Here is a 5,367-nt window from a genome sequence, read left to right on the forward strand (position 1 = left end):
CAGTGGCATCGCCCCAGCCTGCCGCGGACGCGGTGGCCGAGCCTGCGGACGCCATCCCTGAGCCGGTCCACCACGTGCCGCCCGGGCTGGGCGGCAAGGTCTCGGCCAGCGCCGCCGCCACCCTGCCTGTGCGCAAAAAACCACGCTGAAGCGCGCGGCGGTCGCGCGGACACGCGCCAGCCACCAGGGCCTGACAGAATGCCGCCGCATGCTGTTGCTCCTCTCCCATTTCTTGCGTGGCTTCGGGCCCCGGCGCGTGCTGCAGGCCGCGCTGGGCGGCACCGCGGCCGTCCTCGCTGCCCAGGCCCTGGCCGCCCCGTCCGGCGATGCCGGCAACCCGGCGGACGGTGACCCGCCCCCCTGGGCCCTGCACGCGCAGACCACCTACGTCTGGCAGCACAAGCCCTCGTTCGATGCGCCCTACACCGGCCCGAACAGCCTGGTGCCCACGGCCGAGCGCTCGTATTCCTTCACCGCCACCGCCGACCTCGGGCTGCGCCCCTGGAGCGGCGCGCAGATCCACTTCAACCCCGAGGCGGGGCAGGGCGTGCCGCTGTCGCACCTGTCAGGCGCGGGCGGGCTCTCCAATGGCGAGCTGGCCCGCACCTCGGGCGCGCAGATCAAGGCCTACCGCGCGCGCCTGTTCCTGCTGCAGCGCTGGGACGCGGGCGGCGATACCGAACGCATCGAGCCCGACTTCAACGAACTGGGCGGCACTGCCAGCGCGCGCCGGTGGACCCTGGTGGCTGGCAACCTCTCGCTGCTGGACTACTTCGACAACAACCCCTACGCCAAGGACCCGCGCGAGCAGTTCTTCAACTGGTCCTTTCTGACGCCCGGCGCCTGGGACTACGCGGCCGATGCGCGCGGCTACACCTGGGCCGGCATCCTCGAATACCGCACGCCGCAGTGGGCCGTGCGCGGTGGCCGCGCCCTGCAGCCGCGCGAATCCAACGGCCAGCCGCTGGACCGCTCGTGGACCAAGCACTACGGCGACCAGATCGAGGCCGAATCCGATCTGCCCGTGGCCCTGCCCGCCGGCCCGCTGCGCGGGCGCGTGCTGCTGTTCCGCAACCGCGCCGTGATGGGCGCGTTCGCCGATGCGCTGGCCGCGTCCCGGGCCGTTGGCGGCACGCCGGACGTCGGCGCCGTGCGCCGCCTGCAGACCAAGACCGGCTGGGCCCTGACCCTGGAAGCCCCGCTGGCGGAAGACGCTGGCGTCTTCGTGCGCGCCAGCCGCAGCAGCGGACGCCAGGAAACGTACGCCTTCGCCGAGATCGACCGCCAGCTGTCCTTCGGCGGCCAGATCGGCGGCGCCGCCTGGGGCCGCGCCGCCGACCGCGTGGGCGCCGCCTTGGCGGTCAACGGGTTGTCGGCCGACCACCGTAACTATCTCGCAGCGGGTGGGTTGGGGGCTTTTCTCGGCGATGGGGCGCTGCGCTACGGCAGCGAGCGGGTGTGGGAGGCGTACTACCGGTTCACGTTCGCCCCGGTGCCGATGCCGGGTGGGCCGCTGCAGTCAGCGGTGTCGCTGGGGCTGCAGCACATCGTGCACCCGGGCTACAACCGCGACCGGGGGCCGGTGGACGTGGTGTCGGTGCGGGTGCATGCGGAGTTTTGATCAATCAAATACTGGATTCAGCAAAAGTCCAACGCTCAGTGCGTTGGCGAGATTGAGTAGCAAAGCCATTTGCTTCAAAGTTAAGATGCAGTGGCGTCAGCGTGCTCTTCAATCAGTGCATGAATTGATATTCTTATCCACAAGTTAAAGCACCGGCATTAATCGCTGTCGGCTATGAACGATCAGCATAGAAAGGGTGGGGGAATGCAGCATTCAATCAATTTAAAGCTTCGGAAGTTGCCATTTTTTTTCTACGGCATCACTGGCTTCATTCGCTTTTTCCTGTTGGTGTTGTGCTTTTGCGGTGGTTCCGTCAATGGCGTTTTGGCGCAAACTGCCATCGCGCCATCGGTACCTGCCTCCCATGCTGGCGCTCTCCAGATGCCGTCACGGTCAACGGTCTTATCCGGTCTCGTTTCATCGAATGCGCAGCGGTCTTCGCTGGCTGCTGATGCTTCTTCCCAATCTTGCGTTCCCTCTGCGGCCTATCAATCGTTCAAGGCGCAATGCGATGCGTTCGGTGCTCAGCGCATCGTCGACATGGCTGCCTGCCACGCGGCGGTATCTCCCGAATGGTGCGGATCCATTGGTGTGTTGGCAGAGGTGCGTGAAGAGCCCACCCGATTGATTTGCTTTTGGGATGGCGCGTTGCCGCCAGTGGTGGGTGGGGCATATACATCGGGCATTCCTTACACGCTGCCGTGCAGCCCCGTCTATGCCATCAGCCTAATGGTGATGAATGCCGTGGAGCCAGGCAAGGGCATACCTGTGTATGCCACCGTCACTCATAACGGTCAGCCCGCCGCTGGAATCTCAATTACTGCTGTCGAATCCCCGACACCCTTGGGGGGCAGCTTGAGCTGCCCAAATGCCACGGATTCCAATGGCGCGGCCACATGCACCTACCAAAGCCCAGCCAAGGGATCTACGTCAGTGCGTAGGGATCAGGTCGCTGCCACTTGCGCTGACTGCCAAAACACCGCTCGAGCCGGCGTTACTTTGCTGGGACTCAATATTTGTCCAGCACCAGGTTCGCCTGGAGCTTCTGCTGATGGAGGTACGGTTGGCAACCCCATCCGTCCCGCCACCGGCGAGAAGAGTCAGTTCGAGGCCGACTATATTGATCAGGGGCAGTATCCCCTTAGCGTCATTCGCAACTATCGCACCGCGTTTGGCGAGAATGGTCTCGCAGCAAGTTGGGACTGGGCCGGTAGTGCACGCATTGCTGGAGACGCATTGGTCTCCCATGTGCTTTTCGATGGCGGCCAAGTTCGCAGTTTCCTTTACGAATCCGTCGGCTCCACAGGCAGCTACGGCTGGCGTGCCCTAGGCCATACAGGCTCCCTCACCGCGCTCTCTGGCAATACCGGCTGGACGTATGTGGATGGCGCCGACGACTCGATCTGGACCTTCAATGCCAATGGTCTTGCCACCTCCCAGAGGCTGCGCAACGGTTGGACCATCAGCTATGGTTATACGAGCGGCGGTCAGCTCAGCAGCATCATCGATCCCTTCGGCCGCAGCCTTGCTTTCAACTACAACAGCTTTGGCTTAATCGATGCCGTGACCACTCCGGCTGGCACCACCATCACCTATCAGTACGACAGCCAGTCGCGTCTCACCCGCGTGGTTTATCCAGACGGAAAATTCAAGACTTACCTCTATGAGGACAGCAATTTCGCCAGGTTGTTGACCGGCGTTATCGATGAGGCCCAGCAACGGTATGCGACCTATGCATACGATCCCCAGGGCCGTGCGGTCTCGACCGAGCACGCCGCTGGTGCAGAGCGCTACGTTGTTTCCTATACCGGCGACCACTCGGCCACCGTGACCGACCCGCTGAACACGTCACGCAGCTACACCTATGGAGATGAAGGTGCTCAATTTGCTGTATTGAGTGCGAATAAACCATCGCTGACCTCGGCACCCTCGATCGCCAGTCGGCAGCAGGACAGCTTGGGTTTTGTCACGTCCGAGACCGACTTTCTCGGAAGCGTGACGACGTACCAATGGGATGCGGGCAGGCGCGTGCCGCTGAGCACCACGCAGGCCAGCGGTACGGCGCAGGCGCGCACGACCAGCACCGAATGGCACCCGCAGTGGCGCCTGCCGGTCAAGGTGACGGAGGCGGGCCGCGAGACGGCCTACACGTACGACGGCCAGGGCAACGCCCTCACGCAGACGATCAAGGACACCTCGGTCACGCCAGCCGTCTCGCGCATCTGGGTCTGGACCTACCACCCCTCGGGGCTGGTCGCCAGCGAGACCGACCCGGGCGGCGCTGTGACCACCTACGCCTACGACAGCACGGGCCACCTCACCCAGGCCACCAACGCGCTGGGCCAGAGCAGCCTGTACACCCACGACGCGGCCGGCCGGGTGCTCACCCACACCGCACCCACGGGCCTGGTGAGCAGCTACCAGTACGACGCGCGCGGGCGGCTCACGCGGGCGCAGCGCGGCGACGAGGTCAGCAGCTACACCTACACCGCCAGCGGGCAACTGGCCAGCGCCAGCGTGGCCAGCGGCTACGCCACCAGCTACACCTACGACGCCGCGCAGCGCCTGACCGGCTGGAGCGACAACCGGGGGGCGAGCGCCAGCTACACCCTGGACGGCATGGGCAACCGGATCAATGAGAGCATCACCGATGCGCAAGGCCAGGCCGCATGGACAGTCGCGCGCACCATCAACAGCCTGAACCGGGTGGAGAGCGTCACCATCGGCTCGGCCGCGACCGGCACGGTCAGCACCAGCGGCTATGACTACGACGCCAACGGCGAACTCATCCGCAGCACCGAGATCGTTGGGGGCGCCAGCCGCAGCACCACCCTCGCGCTGGACGCGCTGCGGCGCGTGAAGACCCTCACCAACGCGCAGAACGCCAGTGCTGCGCTGGAATACAACGCCCAGGATGCCGTCACCAAAGCCACGGACTTCAAGAGCGTGGCCACCCGCTACACGCGGGATGCCCTGGGCAATGCCAGCCAGGAATCCAGCGCCGACAGCGGCACGCTCACGCGCACCTACGACAGCCTGGGGCTGCCGCAAAGCCTCACCGACGCGCTGGGGCGTGCCACCGCCATCACGCGCGATGCGCTGGGCCGGCCCACGCAGATCGTGAGCAGCCTGGGCGGGGCCAGCCGCACCACCGTGCTGCGCTACGACCTGCCCGGGCCCGAGTACAACGCCAGCGGCAGCCCGAGTGCCAGCGTGGGGTCGTTGAGCGAGATCCAGGATGCGGGCGTCACCACGCGCTACCAGCGCGACGCGCAAGGGCGCATCACCGCGCGCACGCAGGTCCTGGCCAACGGCAGCAGCAGCACCGTGGGCTACCAATACGTTCCTGCCGGCAGCGCAGGCGTGGGGCAGATCGCCCGCATCACCTACCCCAGCGGTCGCCAGCTGGTGCACCAGTACGACGCCACCGGCCAGCTCACCGGGCTGCAGTGGAACGGCCAGCCGCTGGTCACCGGCATCACCTGGAGCCCGCTGGGCCAGGCCACTGGCTGGCAATGGCCCGGGTTCGTGCAGACCCCCGGCAACCCCGCGCCGCTGGCAGAGCAGCGCAGCTACACCAGCGCGGGCCAGCTGGCCGCCAGCGCCCTGCTGCAACTGACCTGGGACAGCGCCGGGCGCATCGCGCAGATCACCCAGCAACACATGCTGCCCACGCAAAGCAGCACGGTGGCGCAGCAGGTGGCGCTCACCAGCGCGTACAGCTACGACACGGTGGGCCGGCTCAC

The 5,367-nt window shown here is 66.1% G+C and carries 2 protein-coding genes; both read left to right on the top strand.

The genetic code is table 11. The features are described 5' to 3' along the window. The first annotated feature begins 208 nt into the window (after positions 1–208). Positions 209–1,621, top strand: a complete 1,413-nt coding sequence (locus AC27IQ_RS18440) for a carbohydrate porin (RefSeq protein ID WP_487090331.1) — start codon at positions 209–211, stop codon at positions 1,619–1,621. Between the two features lie 1,380 nt (positions 1,622–3,001). Continuing rightward, a partial coding sequence (locus tag AC27IQ_RS18445) for a hypothetical protein (RefSeq protein WP_487090332.1) occupies positions 3,002–5,367 on the top strand: 2,366 nt, incomplete at its 3' end.

The sequence above is a fragment of the Acidovorax sp. KPB24-07 genome (assembly GCF_057543315.1).